The following is a 16836-nucleotide window of genomic DNA, read 5'->3' as shown; positions in this document are numbered from 1 at the left end:
CAGATAAAAGTGGCTTATTGCCAATACAATAGAGGATTCTAGAGATTATTCCCGGTTACGCAATGCAATCTAATGGTTTATCCCAGCCTTATACCCGTGGTCAGGCACTTCCTGAGCTACTAAAGCAGCGCATTCTGATTTTGGATGGCGCTATGGGCACCATGATTCAGCAATACAAGCTGAGTGAGGCGGATTACCGCGGATTGCCTGCTAGCAAACGCTTTGAGAGTCATCCAGGTGACATTAAGGGCAATAATGAACTCTTGGTGCTCACTCAAGCTCAAATTATTAGCAAGATTCATGAGCAGTATTTAGATGCCGGTGCAGATATTATTGAGACCAATACCTTTGGCGCTACTTCAGTTGCGCAAGAGGATTACAAGATGGCTGATTTGGCTCGTGAGATGAATGTGATCTCCGCTCAATTGGCTCGCGCTGCTTGTGAAAAATACTCTACGCCAGATAAGCCACGTTTTGCAGCTGGTGCAATTGGACCTACACCAAAGACTGCAAGTATTTCTCCGGATGTAAATGATCCAGGTGCGCGTAATGTGACGTTTGACGTATTGCGAGCTTCCTATCGAGAGCAGATTGAGGGCCTCTTTGAGGGCGGTGTTGATTTATTTTTAGTCGAAACTATTTTCGACACACTCAATGCCAAGGCTGCATTGTTTGCTTTAGATGAGTTCTTTGAAGAAACGGGTGAGCGTTTGCCGGTGATGATTTCAGGTACGGTCACGGATGCTTCTGGTCGAATTTTATCCGGTCAAACAGTGGAAGCATTTTGGAATAGCTTGCGCCACATTAAACCACTCACCTTTGGCTTGAACTGCGCCTTAGGTGCAGCGCTGATGCGCCCTTACATTGCTGAGCTATCCCGCATCTGCGATGTTGCAGTATCTTGCTATCCCAATGCCGGTTTACCCAATCCCATGAGTGACACAGGTTTTGACGAAACTCCGGACATTACTTCTAGCTTAGTTGATGGTTTTGCAAAAGATGGCTTGGTAAACCTAGTAGGTGGTTGCTGTGGAACTACGCCAGATCATATTCGTGCAATCGCTAATGCAGTTGCGCAGCGTAAGCCGCGACCCTTCTATCGCGAGAGTACGGAGTTGTCAGCATGAGTAAGACTGTAAAAGTAATGCCACCAATGAAGCTCTCAGGCCTAGAGCCTTTTAACGTTACAGCCGATGTTCGCTTTGTCAACATTGGCGAGCGTACTAACGTAACAGGCTCCAAAGCATTTGCGCGCATGATTTTAAATAATCAATTTGATGAGGCTTTGGTAGTTGCAAGGCAGCAAGTTGAAAATGGTGCTCAAGTGATTGACATCAATATGGATGAGGCGATGTTGGATTCTGAAGCGGCGATGACACGCTTTTTGAATTTGATTGCCTCAGAGCCAGATATTGCTCGTGTACCGATCATGATTGACTCCTCTAAATGGAGTGTCATTGAGGCGGGTCTAAAGTGCATTCAGGGCAAGCCGATTGTGAACTCGATTTCACTCAAAGAGGGTGAAGAGCCGTTTAGAAAACAAGCACGCTTGATTCGTCGTTACGGCGCAGCATCTGTAGTGATGGCATTTGACGAAGTAGGTCAAGCAGATACTTTCAAGCGCAAAACAGAAATTTGTCAGCGCTGCTATCAAATTCTAGTTAATGAAATCGGCTTTCCAGCAGAAGATATTATTTTTGATCCCAATATCTTTGCAATTGCTACCGGCATTGAAGAGCACGATAACTATGCAGTCGATTTTATTAATGCTACACGCTGGATAAAAGAAAATCTGCCAGGCGCGAAAGTGAGTGGCGGTGTTTCGAATGTTAGCTTTTCATTCCGAGGTAACGATCGCGTACGTGAAGCTATTCATACTGTCTTCCTGTATCACGCTATTCAAGCTGGTATGGATATGGGCATCGTTAATGCGGGGCAGCTTGGCGTCTATGCTGACTTGGATCCTGAATTGCGTGAGCGTGTTGAGGATGTGGTGCTCAACCGCTTTAAAGAAAAAGACGGTAAGACCCCAACTGAGCGCTTGTTGGATATCGCTGACCAATTTAAGGGCGGCGGCGCAAAGCAAGTAGAAAATTTGGTGTGGCGTGAAGCTCCGGTGCGTGAGCGTTTAACCCATGCTTTGGTACATGGAATTACCACCTTTATTGAGGGTGACACTGAAGAGCTGCGCGCGCAAATTATGGGTGCAGGTGGTCGTCCAATCGAGGTCATTGAAGGCCCCCTGATGGATGGTATGAACGTCGTTGGAGACTTATTTGGCGCCGGTAAAATGTTTTTGCCTCAAGTGGTTAAGAGCGCACGCGTGATGAAGCAAGCAGTTGCAATTCTAATTCCTTATATTGAGGAAGAGAAGCGTCTACACATTGCCTCTGGCGGCGAAGCAAAAGCTAAAGGCAAGATTGTGATGGCGACTGTTAAAGGTGACGTGCACGATATTGGTAAAAACATTGTGACGGTGGTGCTGCAATGTAATAACTTTGAAGTTGCTAATATGGGTGTGATGGTGCCCTGCTCAGAAATTCTGAAGCGGGCCAAAGAGGAAAAAGCAGATATTGTTGGCTTGTCTGGTTTGATCACGCCATCTCTAGAAGAGATGACCTACGTTGCTCAAGAGATGCAGCGTGATGACTATTTCCGTGAGCGTCAAATTCCGCTCATGATTGGTGGCGCTACAACATCCCGTGTGCATACCGCAGTCAAGATTGCGCCGCATTACGATGGACCGGTAGTCTATGTGCCTGATGCCTCCCGCTCTGTGTCTGTAGCATCAAGCCTTCTATCAGATGAAAGCGCCAAGAAATTTATTCAAGATCTACGCGATGACTACGTACGTATTCGTGAGCAGCATGCCAATAAGAAGGCATCTCCAACTATTTCACTAGAAGCTGCACGTAAGAATCGCGAGTTGATTGATTGGACTCATTACGTGCCTGAGAGGCCTAAGTTTATTGGGCGTCGTGTTTTCAAGAATTTCGCTTTGAGTGACATCGCTAAATACATTGATTGGACACCATTTTTTCAGACTTGGGATTTGGCTGGTAAGTTCCCGGCAATCTTGGATGATGAAGTTGTTGGTGTAGAGGCGCGTAAGGTATTTGAAGACGGCCAGGCGCTATTGGATAAGTTGATTAAGGGTCAGTGGTTACAAGCTGATGCTGTAGTAGCTTTCTACCCGGCAAACGCGATAGGTGATGATATTGTTTTGTACAGTGATGAATCGCGCGAGCATCCATTATTTGTTTGGCATAACTTGCGTCAGCAGGCTGAGCGACCAGTTATCGATGGAGTCCGTCGGCCTAATCGCTGCCTAGCAGACTATGTAGCGCCGAAAGATTCACATGTGGCTGATTATCTGGGTTGCTTTGCTGTGACAACTGGCCACGGGGTCGAGAAAAAAGTGGCTGAGTTCCATGCGAAGCATGATGACTACAGTGCAATCATGTTGCAATCTTTAGCCGATCGTCTAGCAGAAGCATTTGCAGAGTTGATGCATCACCGTGTTCGTACCGATCTTTGGGCTTATGCGACTGATGAGATTCTGACGAACGATCAGATGATTAATGAAGAATATCGCGGCATTCGTCCGGCCCCAGGATATCCAGCTTGCCCTGCACATGAAGTGAAAAAAGATCTATTGCGCGTCATTGGTTCAGAAGATATTGGTATGACCTTGACCGAATCGATGGCCATGAATCCAGCTTCTAGTGTCAGTGGTTTTTATCTGGCGCATCCAGACGCACGTTATTTCAATGTGGGTAAGTTGTCAGCAGATCAGATTGAAGATCTTGCTAAGCGCCGTAATGAGCCCGTTGAAGACATTCGTCGCCAGTTGGCAAGCTCGATAGACTAAATTGAATTTAGCTGGAGTGGGATGTAGTCTTTAAACGCCCCACATCACCGGTTCACCTTTGGCTTTAGCTTGTTTCATAAGCTCTAGAAAGGGGTAAGCGCGCTGGCCTAGTCTATCGGCAAGCTTTCGTTTTTCAGTGCTTTCTTGGGCCGTTGCATTACTTTTAGCCCGCTCTTCCAAGTCTTTCAGAATAGCAGTTTCTAGGTCGATGATGAGGGTTGGTAGTTGCTCCACCGTCAAAATTCCTCTGGGCTCTAATGGACGGCCCAAAATATCAAAGATTCGCTGGGTGAGATCAGCCAGCATGATGACGTCAGGACCCGCTTTGGAGCGAAATTGATAGATCATTTCAATAGCTTACCACCTGATAAACTCACTTATCTATGTTGTTAACTAATAAAAATCGTTTAATTGAAATGCTGAGTGCGGCTCTTCAGGGTCTTGCCCAAGAGCGTGGTTTGGGCGATACCCCCGCGCCTCGCTTAGAGCGTCCTAAGGCGGTAGACCATGGGGATATCGCTTGCAATATTGCACTTCAGCTTTCCAAGGCTTGGAAGTTAAATCCTAGGGAATTGGCACAAGCCCTGCTTGAGCGTTTAGAGCAGCAGCCTGGCTATAGCGATCTCATTGCCTCCTGCGAAATTGCAGGGCCTGGCTTTATTAATTTTCGCCTCAGCAATGCCGCTAAAACTGTTGTGGTGCAAGAAGTCCTCACCTCGGGATCTCAGTTTGGTCAGCTAGCGTCAGAGTCAGCCCCAGTTGCTAGCGCCATGATTGAGTTTGTATCTGCTAATCCTACTGGCCCACTACATGTGGGTCATGGTCGACAAGCTGCGCTAGGCGATGCGTTAGCAAATCTATTGGCAACTCAGGGTATTAAGGTGCACCGCGAGTTTTATTACAACGATGCTGGAGTCCAGATTGCAAACTTGGCGCTCTCAGTGCAAGCTCGATTAAACGGACTTAAACCAGGTGATGCCACTTGGCCAGAGAGTGCTTATAACGGTGAATATATTGCGGAGATTGCGGCTGCTTTTAAGGATTCATCTCAATATCAAGATGATCTTGAAGCCATTCGTCAATTTGCTGTTGCGTATTTACGCAATGAGCAAGATATTGACTTAAAAACATTTGGCGTGAAGTTTGATTGCTATTACTTAGAGTCCTCCTTATATACCGATGGCAGTGTTGCAAAAATTGTCGAAGAGCTGCAGAGCATTGGCAAGACCTATGAGTCTGAGGGCGCGCTTTGGCTCAAGACAACAGATGATGGCGATGATAAAGATCGCGTCATGCGTAAGTCTGATGGTAGCTTTACCTACTTTGTGCCTGATGTTGCCTATCACACCAGTAAATGGAATCGGGGCTTTAAAAAAGTAATTAACGTCCAAGGGAGTGATCACCACGGCACTATTGCCCGTGTTCGCTCGGGCTTACAGGGTGTGGCACAGAAGCGTGGTTGGAATATTCCGAAAACCTACCCTGACTACGTATTACACAAGATGGTGACGGTGATGCGGCACGGCGAAGAAGTCAAAATTTCTAAACGTGCCGGTTCCTATGTGACTGTGCGTGACTTGGTTGAGTGGTCTGGAGGTGTTACACCAGAGATGACAGCTGATGAGCGTGAACTAGCCATTCAGCGTGGAAGAGATGCCGTGCGTTTCTTCCTTATCTCCCGTAAAGCTGATACAGAGTTTGTCTTTGATGTTGATTTGGCATTACAGCAGAATGATGAGAATCCCGTGTTTTATGTGCAATATGCCCATGCGCGTATTTGTTCAATTCTGACCCAATGGGGTGGAAAAGTATCAGACCTAAAAGACGCAGACCTCTCCCTGTTGCAAAGTAAAGCCTCGGATCATTTGTTGCGTCGTTTAGCTGAATATCCAGAAATGCTTACTGATGCGGCTGCAGATTTAGCGCCACATGCTTTAGCTTTTTACTTGCGTGATTTAGCAGGAGACTTTCATACTTTCTATAACGCAGATCGCGTCTTAGTAGATGATCCCGCATTAAAATTGGCGCGCCTTGCATTGCTCCTAGCAACGCGTCAAGTGCTTGAAAATGGATTAAAAGTATTAGGTGTATCAGCACCCGCTAAGATGTAAGCTGTAGTAATTGCCAGCGCTTAAGAAGTAAAAAGAAGGATGGGGATACGATGAAAAAAAATAATCAATACACTAGCTTTACGCCAAAGACCCAGTCTTCGAGCCCGGAGTATGGCGGTACTATTCTTGGCTTTATCTTAGGGCTGGGTGTTGGCCTTGGCGTCGCTTTTGTGATTGCCTTCTACCTTTCCAAAAATACGCCGCAAGAGCGCCCTGGAGTCAGAGCCCCCAATCTCCCTTTAATCATTAAGCCGGGATCAGCGCCGGCAGAAGGTGAGGTGACTGCTCCAGCAGAGGCTCTAGATTTGAATAAACCACTACAAGGCAAGTCAGCTGCACCCGTAGCGAGTGCGCCAGATCCAATTGCTGATGTGGCTAATGGTAAAAAGCCGGCAGAACCAGCTCCAGCAGCAAAATCGGATGCAATTTATTTCTTACAGGTAGGTGCCTTTAATAAGCGTGCCGATGCAGATGCACAAAAAGCGAGTTTAGCGATTCAAGGTATTCAATCTCAATTAAGTGAGATTAATAGTGAGGGCAATACGCTTTGGCGTGTACGTGTTGGCCCATACAACAGTGTTGACGAAAGCAATCCCGTGCGTGATAAGCTCAATGGCATGGGCATTAAACCGAGTGTCATTAAATCTAGCAAATCATGATTACATTATCTAAATCTAAAAGAACCTTTTTATCTGCCACTATTCTCGGCTTAGCATTTTCTTTTTCAGGCCTTGCTACTGCACAAAGTCCTAAGATTGAAGAGGGGTTTGATTATCGTATTTTACCTACCCCTCAGCCAGTTGAGGCCAAAGGCAAGGTCGAGGTTATCGAGTTCTTTTGGTATGGTTGCCCGCATTGTTATGATTTTGAGCCAGAGCTCAATGCATGGCTTAAGCGCCAAGCAAAGGATGTGACATTCCGTAAAGTGCCCGTTGCTTTCCGTGATGATTTCATGCCGCACAGTCAGCTGTTCTATGCCTTAGAGTCCATGGGTAAGGGCGAGGCGATGAATGACAAAGTCATGTATGCCATGCACAAAGAAAATAAGCGCCTCATGACAGAAAATGAGATCGCCGATTGGGTGGCCTCACAAGGTATCGATCGCAATACTTTCTTAGCTGCTTATCGCTCATTTGCCGTTGTATCAAAAGCTCGTGCTGCAAGACAGATGGCTGATGCTTATCGTATTGATGGCGTGCCAACGATTGTGATGCAGGGTCGCTATGTAACATCCCCATCTATTGCTGGAACCAAGGCAAAAGCGATTGCTGTAATGGAGCACTTGGAGCAAAAAATCCGCAAGGATAAGTACAAGTAATTCTGGATCTTATATTTTGACGAAGCGCCGGATAATCCAAAAGTAAAGCGGGTAGGGCAGGATTCTGAGGAATTTTAAGAATCCTGAAAACCGCTTAGGGAAGTGAATATCAAATTCTCCAGCCTGAAGTCCTGCAAGGATTTTTTGAGCGGCCTCATCGGCAGTGATGAGCGCTGGCATCTCAAAATCATTCTGTGCAGTAGCCTCTGTTGCAACAAATCCTGGTGAAATCATATGCACGCTCACGCCCTGCGGAAGTAAGTCGTAATACAGGGTTTCACAGAAATTAATAATTCCTGCTTTACTTGGCCCATACGCTAAGGCTTTAGGTAGTCCACTATATCCCGCGACGCTACCAACGATAGCAATATGACCAGCATGCGCTTTGAGCATATCAGGCATAACAATGCTGACTGCCCGCATGGGGCCGAGCAGATTGGCATCAATTGTTTTCTGTGCAATATCAAATTCAAAATTATCAGCACGTAAGGGGGTGTATACGCCCGAGACAAACAACAGTAGATCTAAGCCACCCCAAGCCTCTAGGATTCTTCGGTAGGCAGAGGCCAACTGCTCTTGGTGAGTGACATCTAGTGGGAGCGCCAAAGCCTGTTCTGGCGTAGCAGATTGTGCGAGAGTATCAAGCCGCTCGGCACGACGGCTAGAGAGGGCGACTTTTGCGCCCGCCTTGATAAAAGCTTTTGTGCAGGCCTCGCCAATACCGCTGGAAGCCCCAATGACCCAAATTCGTTGATTAACAAATGAATCTATCCCTTTTTGTTTCATGGGCGTAGTGCATCACTTGAATGAATGACATCTTTATGTTTGAGGGTGTATTGCACTACATCAATATTCTTTTCAGAAAATCCAGCGGCGCAATACATGAGATAAAAATTCCAGAGCCTAATAAATGCCTCATCGAAACCAAGGCGATAAATTTCTTCAATCTTGTGATTGAAGCTATCACGCCATAGGCATAAGGTTTTGGCATAGTCAGCGCCAAAGGCAAACTCTGCCTCAAGCTCTAAACCTGCACTAGCCGCAGCAGCTTTAAATTTAGTAGGAGAGGGGAGCATACCTCCTGGAAAAACATACTGCTGAATAAAGTCGGTACTTTGGCGATAGCGATCAAATAAATCATCTGCAATTACGATAGTTTGGATGCAAGCCCGACCACCTGCTTTGAGTCGTTTTGCAACTGTTTGAAAGTATTCGGTCCAATGGTTTTCACCAACCGCTTCAAACATTTCAATAGAGGCGATGCCATCAAATTGCTCTTGACAGTCCCGATAGTCTTGCAGCCGAACCTCAAATTGCTTTGTATTGGGGATTTCTGCAGAGATTTTTTTAAGTCTAGAGTCTGCAAACGCCTTTTGTTCAGTCGACAATGTCAGACCCGTGACTTGATTGCCATTGCGTAAGGCTTCTTCCATAAAGCCGCCCCAACCACAACCTATCTCTAGGAGTTGATCCCCTTCCTTAGCGTGGATGGAGTCTAAGATACGTTTAATTTTTGCACGCTGAGCGTCCATGAGTGATTGCTTATCACCCTCAGAGAACCATGCACTCGAGTAGCTCATTGTGGGGTCTAGCCAGAGTGCGTAGAAGGCGTTACCCAAGTCATAGTGCGCATGAATATTTTTACGGCTTCCGGATTTAGAGTTGTCTCTAAACCAATGTCTCAGACGATAGGCTATGGATCCAAGCCAGCTACCATAAATTGCTTTCTCTAGGATAGTGCGATTTCGAATGGCTAGCTCTAGAACTGCTTTGAGATCGGGTGTATTCCATTCACCCCGGATATAGCTTTCGGCAAAGCCGATATCACCATGAGATAAAACTTGTTTAAATACAGACCAATCTAAAACTTGAATTTCTGCATGAAGTTGGTCTGAGTTATTGCCAAACTCCCTTACTTCATTATTGGGAAGGGTGAGTACTAAATGCCCGCTGCGTAATTGAGCCAAAAGACCCAGTAGGGCCACTGTGCTTGTATTACCTTGCTGCAGTTTAGATTTTCGCCTTTCAGGACGAGAGAAGGTGAGGCGAGATAGCAGTGTTTGACCGGGGCGATTCATCGAGTAACTTCAAGTTCTGGTGGTTTAGGTTTTGAGTGAAAGGGTACACCTTTTAGCCATAATTTCAATGCCTGCCAGTGAATTCGACCAATGACACCCAAACTCATAAGAGGGTAGCGCAGAAAGGCAAGATAGAGAGCGCTTTTAGTCAATGGCTGAGCTAGACCGCTAATACTGGTATTAATTAATGGAGCACCGTCCTCGTGCAACTCAATCCGACAAACAATATTCCGCTTTGAATTGCTATCTTGGGGAAACAAAAAACGGAAGTGGTACTCCCCCCGGACGTCACAAAAAGGCGAGACATGAAATACCTTGTTGCTAATAAGCGTCTCTCCAGATTGCAGGGCTTTGCCAGAGTCATGATGAAGTAGATAGCAGTGCCGTTCGCCAAAGGTGTTATTCACTTCAGCGAGTACCGCATGAACTTGCCCATTAGTTCGGGTGCAGATCCAAAAGCTGACCGGATTAAAGACATAGCCGAGCACTCGCGGAAAAGTGTGCAGCCAAATCTCACCATCATCATGATGAATGTGATTTTCTTTAAGGATCGATTCGATCCAGGACAGGCTGTTCTCATTGCCTAATCCATGGTCTTGGTCAAAAAAGGAAAAAAGTCCGAATTGTTTATCTTTCAGACCATGCTGACTGAGTAATGTTGGATCATTTCTGCGTGCACGCATTGGAATAGAGACAGTAAATACGCCGTAGCCAAACGCATTAATAGCGGGGCGAAAGCGTCGATGCTTTACAGCTCCAAAATTAATCGTTGGTAAATTCATTTACTGAGAATCTTTAATGGAGTTTGATTTAGCTCGATGAGAAATGCTCTCCATGAGATCCATTGCTACCAATTCGCCTGAGCGCAGACCATCCTCATGAAAACCAAATCCTGTCCATGCTCCGCAATACCAGATCGAAGCATTACCCTGAATTAAAGGCAGCTCCTTTTGTGCCTGCACGGCGCGCATATCAAAGACGGGATGTGAGTAATGGATTTCTTCATGCACCAATTTTGGATTGGGATCCGTCAATGGGTTCAAGCTCACAATAATTTGTGTGCCCTCGAATACTTGGGGTAGGGGTTGTAGGCGGTTGATTAAATAATTCACGCTTACGTGTTGTTGCGAAGTCGGAGTTGCTCCAGATTTTGCGGTGTAATTCCAAGCAGCCCAGCAACGTTTAGTAGCGGGTAAGAAGTTAACATCTGTATGCAAAATTGCGCGATTTTTCTGGTAAGGAACCGATGCCAAAATATTACGCGCGCCTTGTTCAATGCCATGAACCAACTCTAAAGTCTGATCGCTATGACATGCCATGACCACTTCATCAAACTGGTACAGCCCAGAGGATGTAATCACTTCGACTGGAGAGTCATCTGTTTTTTTCGCATTGACTCGAGAGACAGACTCTCGTACAAATTGAACTTGATGTTTTTCCAGTGCCACTACCAAAAGTTTTACGTACTCGCGGGAGCCGCCTTTAACAGTAAGCCATTGCGGGCGATTTTGGATTTGGAGAAGACCATGGTTATGACAGAAGCGGACCATAGTCTGAATCGGAAACTCTAGCATCTGCTCAACAGAGCATGACCAAATAGCGCCAATCATCGGCAAAAAATAATTTTCTCTAAAGCTAGTGCTAAAACGATTGCGATCTAGAAAATCTTTAATGCGCTCATCTGGTTCTGAATATTCTAGTTTGGCAGTAATTTGTTCTTCTGCGAGTCTAGTAGCGAGACGATTAAAGCGCAAGATGTCATAAGCCATTCTCCAGAATGATGGCGAGAACAAATTAGACCTTTGGCCAAAGAAGGAGTTGAGGTCGTTACCAGCCCATTCAATTTTTTTACTACGTCCTGTTTTTACTCCCGCATCAATAGATACTGAAAAAGACATTTCTGATGGCGCAATCGGAACCTGAATTTCTTCAAACAGACGAACTAAGCGAGGATAGGTTTTTCGATTAAATACTAAAAATCCAGTATCGACTCCATAGGTCATCTGGCCGTGAGGGGACTCTAGTGTGAGATCGACAGTATTACTATGGCCACCAATATGCTTGCCACCTTCAAATAGGGTGATCTCCAAATCTGGATGCTGCCTTAATGCGTATGCACATCCTAGGCCAGAGATACCAGCGCCAATGATGGCAACTTTTTTCTTACTCACTAAATTTTTTCTCCAAGAAGTTTCTCTATCTCACTGGTAATACTGGTGCTTGTTGGTTTTGTCATACTGCCAAACGAATCGACTACATTTCCATTTCGATCAATGAGGTACTTATAAAAATTCCACTTCGGTGTTGTCCCCGTTTTAGCTATCAGCATTTTAAATAGTGCATTTGGATTACTTCCGCTAACTGAGCTCTTAGCGAACATAGGGAATTTCACGTCATAGGTATTTTTACAGAAGTCTGCGATATCTTTATTGCTACCCGGCTCTTGTTGGCCAAAATCGTTTGATGGAAATCCTAGTACAACTAAGCCGCGGTCTTTGTATTTGGCATACAACTTTTCAAGACCCTCGTATTGGCTCGTGAAGCCACAAAAACTGGCTGTATTAACAACCAAAATAACTTTGCCTTGATATTGGCAAAGGCTTTGAGGTGCCTCATCCTGCAATCTTGGGAAGGTGTGCGATAGAAGTGAGCTGCAACTGCCAGCTGCGGGAGCTGCCTTTGCAAACGGCATTGCTATAAGCAAGAAAAGTAGTGCCAGCAAGTAACGCGGCATAGGGTGAATCATCTTAAGCCTTTGGGTGGGACGGGGATGCCCCAAGTCTAAGACATTCTGGCAAATATCGTTGAATTTAGCCCAATGCCATTAATATGACGCTATGAGTTCTTTACCCCCACCTTCTTTTGAATCTAAAGTCTGCGTTCCGACTGAGTTGGAGGCTCGTATTGCGACGCTTCCGAGACCCTTGGTATTTACGAATGGCGTCTTTGATATCCTGCATCGAGGGCATGCCAGCTACCTAGCCCAAGCTAGGGCAATGGGCGCTAGCCTTGTAGTAGGGGTGAATTCAGATGCCTCGGTCAAAATGCTAGGCAAGGGTGATGACAGGCCTATTAATACTGAATCTGATCGCCAGGCTTTATTGGCAGCGCTTGAGAGTGTCGACTTGGCGGTGTTATTTACAGAACAGACCCCGGTGAATCTGATTGCCAAGATTCATCCTGATATTTACGTTAAGGGAGGAGATTATGAAATCGACTCCCTGGAGGAGACTCGCCTCGTGAAAACTTGGGGTGGTGTAGCAGTTGCTATCCCATTTTTATATGAGCGCTCTACAACAACGCTATTGGGCAAGATCCGAACAAGTTAAGGTGTTTGGCGGTTTATAGGTTTTGCAAGAGCCAAGCCCAAAGCCCGCGTAGTACCAAGCCCTCAATGGGTTCTACTGGTAGCGCTGCTAGCTCTGGAAACTGTTTAATTTCATTTGCCAAAATTTTGGCATTGCCCCCATCAAGCCAAATTCGCTCAACGGGATGATGCATCGCTTTGGCTAAGTAGGCTGCCCGCAGTATTGCCCCCATTTGCGCAGCATCACAACCGCCTGTAATCGCCTCATCAGTAGTGAAGCCAAAGCTCGCTTGAGCTTCAGGCTTATTAGCCCGAACTGCCAATGGAAGTTGGGCTGTATTTTGTTGCAGGCTTTCTTGCATCAGGTTTAAGCCTGGCAGGATCCAGCCACCGTAATGGACGCCATTGCCGCCTAGTAAGTCAATGGTAGTGGCCGTCCCAGCATTAATCACCAGCGTATTGGTGCTGGAGAGAGCTCTTGCGCCAATCAGTGCAGCCCACCGATCTGCTCCCAATTTGCTGGGGTCTTGATAGAGTGTTCGCAAGCCTTGATACGGACTGCTGCCTGTGAATTGTTTCCACTCAAGATCTTGCCATTGCGGAAAGAGCTTGCGTAAATTTTCAATAGCAGCATCACCTGCTACGCAACAAAAGCCAATAGCATCTGGTTTAGGTAAGGTTTTAGAAATATAGGCAGACAGCTCAGCGCGTAGTTCGGGTGACTGGAAAGATTTGGTGCCGATCGACCCAGAATATGCCCATAGTTTTTTATTGCGGTCTGCAATGTTTTGTGTAGATTCGACTGCGGCCCACTTGAGCCGAGTGTTGCCAAGATCAAATACTAAATACAGACTCATGATTGAGCTCGCAAAGAAACATCGCCCGCATGAATGACGATAGATTTGTCATGCTGAAGAAGAACAAGAGCGCCAGAGTGATCTACTCCGGAAGCGATACCAATGATGGGCTCTTGGCCGGCGCCTGATATGCAAACAGGCTGGCCATTAAAGGCGTCCCAATTTGACCATGAATTTTTAAAATAGCTAAACCCATGTTGTTCAAATTGGGTTAAATGCCTTTCAAATGACTCAATCAGCTTTAGCCAAATGAACTCCGTATCTGGTATCGGTGCATGATGAGATACGAGTTGATCCAAAGCGGCAGCACCTAAAGCAGTTTGATTTTCTGATTTCTGTTGAATCAATTCTGCATTACGTAAGTTCAGCCCTAGGCCAATCACCATCCAAGTGGGCGAACTTGGACTAGTTTGTCCGCCTTCAATCAGGATGCCGCCAAGTTTGTCATTGTTCAGTAGTAAATCATTGGGCCACTTCAGCCTGAGACCTTGTTGATGAAGAGTAGTTTCATTGATGCCTAAGGCTCCAGCAATGCCTGAAATAACCGCCAGTCCAATGACTAGACTCAGTCCGCTCAATTCATGGGGGCGTTTATTGAATGGGTAGGCTAAGGAGAAGCACAGCGCATCTCCAGGATTGGAAAGCCAAATTCTTCCGGCCCTACCCTTGCCGGAAGTCTGATCGTGGGCAATACGAGCTACGGGATCAATTAATTCACCGGCACGCCAACGGGCTAATAAATCATCATTAGTTGATTTGGTGGTGGAAACACGTTCGAGGATGCAATTCGGGCTCATTTTTCTATTGTAGAAAGATCTAGGCTGGCTGACCTAGAATAAGGGAATGCAATACGAAGAACAGCGTCCTCGCAAGTTTGTTTGGCCTCTCCAGGCAATGCCTTTGGCTCGGGCTATTAGCTTGAGCTATGCGCTTTTAATCATTTATGTCAGCCTGAATCCCTTCGATTTCAGTTTTGATAATGGGATCGCCCCATGGGCATGGTTGGATGCGCCTTTACCCCGCTTTATTACGCTATTTGATGTGTCAGTCAACGTCTTGGCCTATATCCCTCTTGGGTTTCTGCTGGTCTTTGCCTGCTACCCACGTTGGCGTAATTTTGTTGCCTTAAGCGTCGCCTTGAGCTTTAGTGCTGCATTGGCTTTTAGTGTTGAGTCGCTACAAACTTGGTTGCCCACCCGCATTCCGAGCCAAATGGATTGGTGGGCCAATGTGTTGGGCGGTTTGATGGGCGGCTTGTTAGCCATTCCATTAGGTCCTCAGTGGCTTTCTGGGAGCGCAGTTCGTCGCTGCTTTGACCAATGGTTTGGCTTGAACTGGGCTGCTTGCGCCTTATTTCTACTTTTCCCCTGGGCTCAGATCTATCCACAGAGCTCTTGGTTAGGTACGGGGGTGTGGGGGCATGCGATTTTTGCCTCCGTTGATTGGGGCACTATGGTGGTAAATCATGTCATCCAGGAATCGATTATTACAGCGGTCTGTTGGCTTGGTACAGGGCTCTTACTGTCATTGGGGATGCGCGAAAAAGCGCCCCAATGGAAAATCTTAAACAGCCTCCTTTGCTTCACTGTTTTAGTGAAGATTGCCTTTACGGCATTGCAGTTCGGTGCGGAATTTGGCTTGTTGTGGCTCACGGCGGGGGCTATTTGGGGGATGGTGCTAGGCAGTCTTTTGCTTAGATGGACTCTCCAATTTTCTTTATCCAGTAAAGCTTGGCTTGCAATCGCCTGTTTAGTTACTGCCACCCTGGTGATTAATTTCCTGCCAGACAACCCGTATTTCATTCTGACATTACGGCATTGGTATCAAGGTCGGCTATTACACTTTAATGAATTAATGCAATGGGTTTCAGTAGTATGGTTGCCATTGGCATTATTTTGGGTCATACGAAATAGAGCCACCTTTAATCTAAAACCTTGATTGAGATGACATATGAGTTTTAAGCACCATGTTTTTTTCTGCCTAAACCAGCGCAGTAATGGCGAAGATTGTTGCGATCGTCATAATGCTTTTGCTCTTTTTGAGTACGCAAAAAAGCGCGTCAAAGAGTTGGGCTTATCTGGCCCGGGAAAAATTCGCATTAATAAAGCAGGATGTTTAGACCGTTGTGCCGATGGCCCGGTGGCAGTCATTTATCCAGAGGGCATTTGGTACACATTTATTGATACTGAAGATGTGGAGGAAATCATCCAGTCACACTTAATGCAAGGACGCCCAGTAGAGCGTCTGCAGTTAGCTTAAAAAGATTTCAGAAAGTTTCCTCATGAACAGTCGTACAAAAATAATTCAGATTGATGGCATTGTGGGTCAAATCGAAATGTCGATTGATCTACCAGATGAATTAAAAAATAATCCCGATTTTTTGGTGAGAGGTTTAGCGTTAGTTGCGCATCCACACCCACTGATGGGCGGAACGATGGATAACAAAGTGGCGCAAACCATGGCACGTGCTTTTAATCAATTGGGGTACGTTAGTGTGCGTCCTAATTTTCGCGGAGTAGGGGCTACTGCCGGTGTACATGATGATGGCATTGGTGAGATGGAAGACCTACTACACGTCACTGATTGGATGCGCACACCTTCAAGCTGGAATCAATTTGAGGCGACTGCGCAACAGGCATGGGTACAGACTGCCAATACTTTGCCTTTATTGGTTTCTGGATTTTCATTTGGCAGCTTCGTTGGAACCCATTTAGTGCAGCGCTTGGCAGAGCTAGGGCGCGCAGCTGAGCGGCTCGTCATGGTGGGTAGTGCGGCTGGAAAATGGGTCTTAGCGCCTGTGCCTGCTGATACGATTTTGATTCATGGTGAGGTGGATGAAACTATTCCTTTGATCGATGTCTTAGATTGGGCGCGCCCTCAAGAGTTAACAGTACAAGTGGTACCAGGTGCCGATCATTTTTTCCACCGACGTTTACATTGCATACGTAACATCATTACTAGCGCTTGGTTGGGTATGCCTGATCATCGCAATCAATAGAGTTAATAGAAAAGTTAAAAGAATATGACTGAAGATAAAAAATCCCTCATTGAATACCCATCAGAGTTTCCGATTAAGGTAATGGGCAAAGCCAATCCAGAATACTTGCCCGCAATCTTGCACATTGCCCGCCAATTTGACCCCACGTTCGATGAGAGCAAGGTTGAGCAGCGACCCTCTAAAGATGGAAATTACCTAGGTATTACATTGCCAATCACTGCTACTAGTCGAGAGCAGTTAGATGAGTTGTACCGTACTTTATCGACGCATCCCTTGGTTAGTGTTGTCCTCTAAAT

General features: G+C 46.1%; 18 protein-coding genes. 10 read left to right on the top strand and 8 right to left on the bottom strand.

Features of this window, described 5'->3' with window-relative positions; genetic code table 11:
* Positions 1 to 62: 62 nt before the first annotated feature.
* A complete protein-coding gene (locus ICV89_RS10355; RefSeq protein ID WP_215308562.1) occupies positions 63 to 1127 on the top strand; it encodes a homocysteine S-methyltransferase family protein in 1065 nt (354 codons plus the stop codon).
* On the top strand, positions 1124 to 3871 hold the full coding sequence (gene metH, locus ICV89_RS10350) for a methionine synthase (RefSeq protein ID WP_215308561.1): 2748 nt from the start codon (positions 1124 to 1126) through the stop codon (positions 3869 to 3871). Before ICV89_RS10355 ends, metH begins: the two co-directional genes overlap by 4 nt.
* Before the next feature lie 30 nt (positions 3872 to 3901).
* Here metH and ICV89_RS10345 read toward each other — a convergent pair whose 3' ends face one another.
* The gene (locus ICV89_RS10345) at positions 3902 to 4219 is read right to left on the bottom strand and encodes a DUF1840 domain-containing protein (RefSeq protein WP_215308560.1); all 318 of its coding nucleotides are present in this window, start codon (positions 4217 to 4219) and stop codon (positions 3902 to 3904) included.
* A 35-nt stretch (positions 4220 to 4254) separates the two neighbouring features.
* On the opposite strand from ICV89_RS10345, the gene argS reads away from it, so the two are divergent.
* From argS to ICV89_RS10330, 3 genes are read left to right on the top strand one after another with little or no spacing between them, the layout of a single operon-like run.
* Positions 4255 to 5982, top strand: coding sequence for an arginine--tRNA ligase (gene argS, locus ICV89_RS10340; protein ID WP_215308559.1), 1728 nt, complete (start codon positions 4255 to 4257; stop codon positions 5980 to 5982).
* Between the two features lie 50 nt (positions 5983 to 6032).
* The gene (locus ICV89_RS10335; RefSeq protein WP_215308558.1) at positions 6033 to 6641 is read left to right on the top strand and encodes an SPOR domain-containing protein; all 609 of its coding nucleotides are present in this window, start codon (positions 6033 to 6035) and stop codon (positions 6639 to 6641) included.
* On the top strand, positions 6638 to 7300 hold the full coding sequence (locus ICV89_RS10330) for a thiol:disulfide interchange protein DsbA/DsbL (RefSeq protein WP_215308557.1): 663 nt from the start codon (positions 6638 to 6640) through the stop codon (positions 7298 to 7300). The genes ICV89_RS10335 and ICV89_RS10330 overlap by 4 nt, the downstream gene beginning before the upstream one ends.
* A 9-nt stretch (positions 7301 to 7309) precedes the next feature.
* Here ICV89_RS10330 and ICV89_RS10325 read toward each other — a convergent pair whose 3' ends face one another.
* From ICV89_RS10325 to ICV89_RS10305, 5 genes are read right to left on the bottom strand one after another with little or no spacing between them, the layout of a single operon-like run.
* Positions 7310 to 8086, bottom strand: a complete 777-nt coding sequence (locus tag ICV89_RS10325; protein ID WP_215308556.1) for an SDR family oxidoreductase — start codon at positions 8084 to 8086, stop codon at positions 7310 to 7312.
* A complete protein-coding gene (locus ICV89_RS10320) occupies positions 8083 to 9378 on the bottom strand; it encodes a cyclopropane-fatty-acyl-phospholipid synthase family protein (protein ID WP_215308555.1) in 1296 nt (431 codons plus the stop codon). Before ICV89_RS10320 ends, ICV89_RS10325 begins: the two co-directional genes overlap by 4 nt.
* Entirely contained in the window at positions 9375 to 10160 is a 786-nt protein-coding gene (locus tag ICV89_RS10315; RefSeq protein ID WP_215308554.1) for a DUF1365 domain-containing protein, read from the bottom strand. The genes ICV89_RS10320 and ICV89_RS10315 overlap by 4 nt, the downstream gene beginning before the upstream one ends.
* Complete coding sequence (locus ICV89_RS10310) at positions 10161 to 11549, bottom strand: NAD(P)/FAD-dependent oxidoreductase (protein WP_215308553.1); 1389 nt, start codon at positions 11547 to 11549, stop codon at positions 10161 to 10163.
* A complete protein-coding gene (locus tag ICV89_RS10305) occupies positions 11549 to 12112 on the bottom strand; it encodes a glutathione peroxidase (RefSeq protein WP_251370839.1) in 564 nt (187 codons plus the stop codon). The genes ICV89_RS10310 and ICV89_RS10305 overlap by 1 nt, the downstream gene beginning before the upstream one ends.
* A gap of 103 nt (positions 12113 to 12215) precedes the next feature.
* On the opposite strand from ICV89_RS10305, the gene rfaE2 reads away from it, so the two are divergent.
* A complete protein-coding gene (gene rfaE2, locus ICV89_RS10300; protein WP_215308552.1) occupies positions 12216 to 12707 on the top strand; it encodes a D-glycero-beta-D-manno-heptose 1-phosphate adenylyltransferase in 492 nt (163 codons plus the stop codon).
* Positions 12708 to 12720: 13 nt separating this feature from the next.
* Here the strand turns inward: rfaE2 and ICV89_RS10295 are convergent, their stop codons facing one another.
* Both ICV89_RS10295 and ICV89_RS10290 read right to left on the bottom strand, forming a co-directional pair.
* Positions 12721 to 13542 carry a type III pantothenate kinase gene (locus ICV89_RS10295; protein ID WP_215308551.1) on the bottom strand — a complete coding sequence of 274 codons (822 nt, stop codon included), beginning with the start codon at positions 13540 to 13542 and terminating at the stop codon, positions 12721 to 12723.
* The gene (locus tag ICV89_RS10290; protein WP_215308550.1) at positions 13539 to 14339 is read right to left on the bottom strand and encodes a biotin--[acetyl-CoA-carboxylase] ligase; all 801 of its coding nucleotides are present in this window, start codon (positions 14337 to 14339) and stop codon (positions 13539 to 13541) included. The genes ICV89_RS10295 and ICV89_RS10290 overlap by 4 nt, the downstream gene beginning before the upstream one ends.
* Before the next feature lie 46 nt (positions 14340 to 14385).
* Between ICV89_RS10290 and ICV89_RS10285 the strand changes: the two genes are divergently transcribed.
* The 4 genes from ICV89_RS10285 to ICV89_RS10270 are packed head-to-tail and all read left to right on the top strand — an operon-like array spanning position 14386 to position 16834.
* Complete coding sequence (locus ICV89_RS10285; protein ID WP_215308549.1) at positions 14386 to 15480, top strand: VanZ family protein; 1095 nt, start codon at positions 14386 to 14388, stop codon at positions 15478 to 15480.
* Positions 15481 to 15492: 12 nt separating this feature from the next.
* Entirely contained in the window at positions 15493 to 15801 is a 309-nt protein-coding gene (locus ICV89_RS10280; RefSeq protein ID WP_215308548.1) for a ferredoxin, read from the top strand.
* A 22-nt stretch (positions 15802 to 15823) separates the two neighbouring features.
* Positions 15824 to 16540 carry an alpha/beta hydrolase gene (locus ICV89_RS10275; RefSeq protein ID WP_215308547.1) on the top strand — a complete coding sequence of 239 codons (717 nt, stop codon included), beginning with the start codon at positions 15824 to 15826 and terminating at the stop codon, positions 16538 to 16540.
* Positions 16541 to 16564: 24 nt separating this feature from the next.
* Positions 16565 to 16834 carry a YbeD family protein gene (locus ICV89_RS10270; protein ID WP_215305480.1) on the top strand — a complete coding sequence of 90 codons (270 nt, stop codon included), beginning with the start codon at positions 16565 to 16567 and terminating at the stop codon, positions 16832 to 16834.
* Positions 16835 to 16836 lie beyond the last annotated feature (2 nt).

Origin of the sequence: Polynucleobacter sp. Adler-ghost, assembly GCF_018688495.1 — a bacterium.
GTDB lineage: Bacteria > Pseudomonadota > Gammaproteobacteria > Burkholderiales > Burkholderiaceae > Polynucleobacter.
Note: the sequence above shows the minus strand (reverse complement) of the source record. Positions and strands in the feature narration are given on the sequence as shown.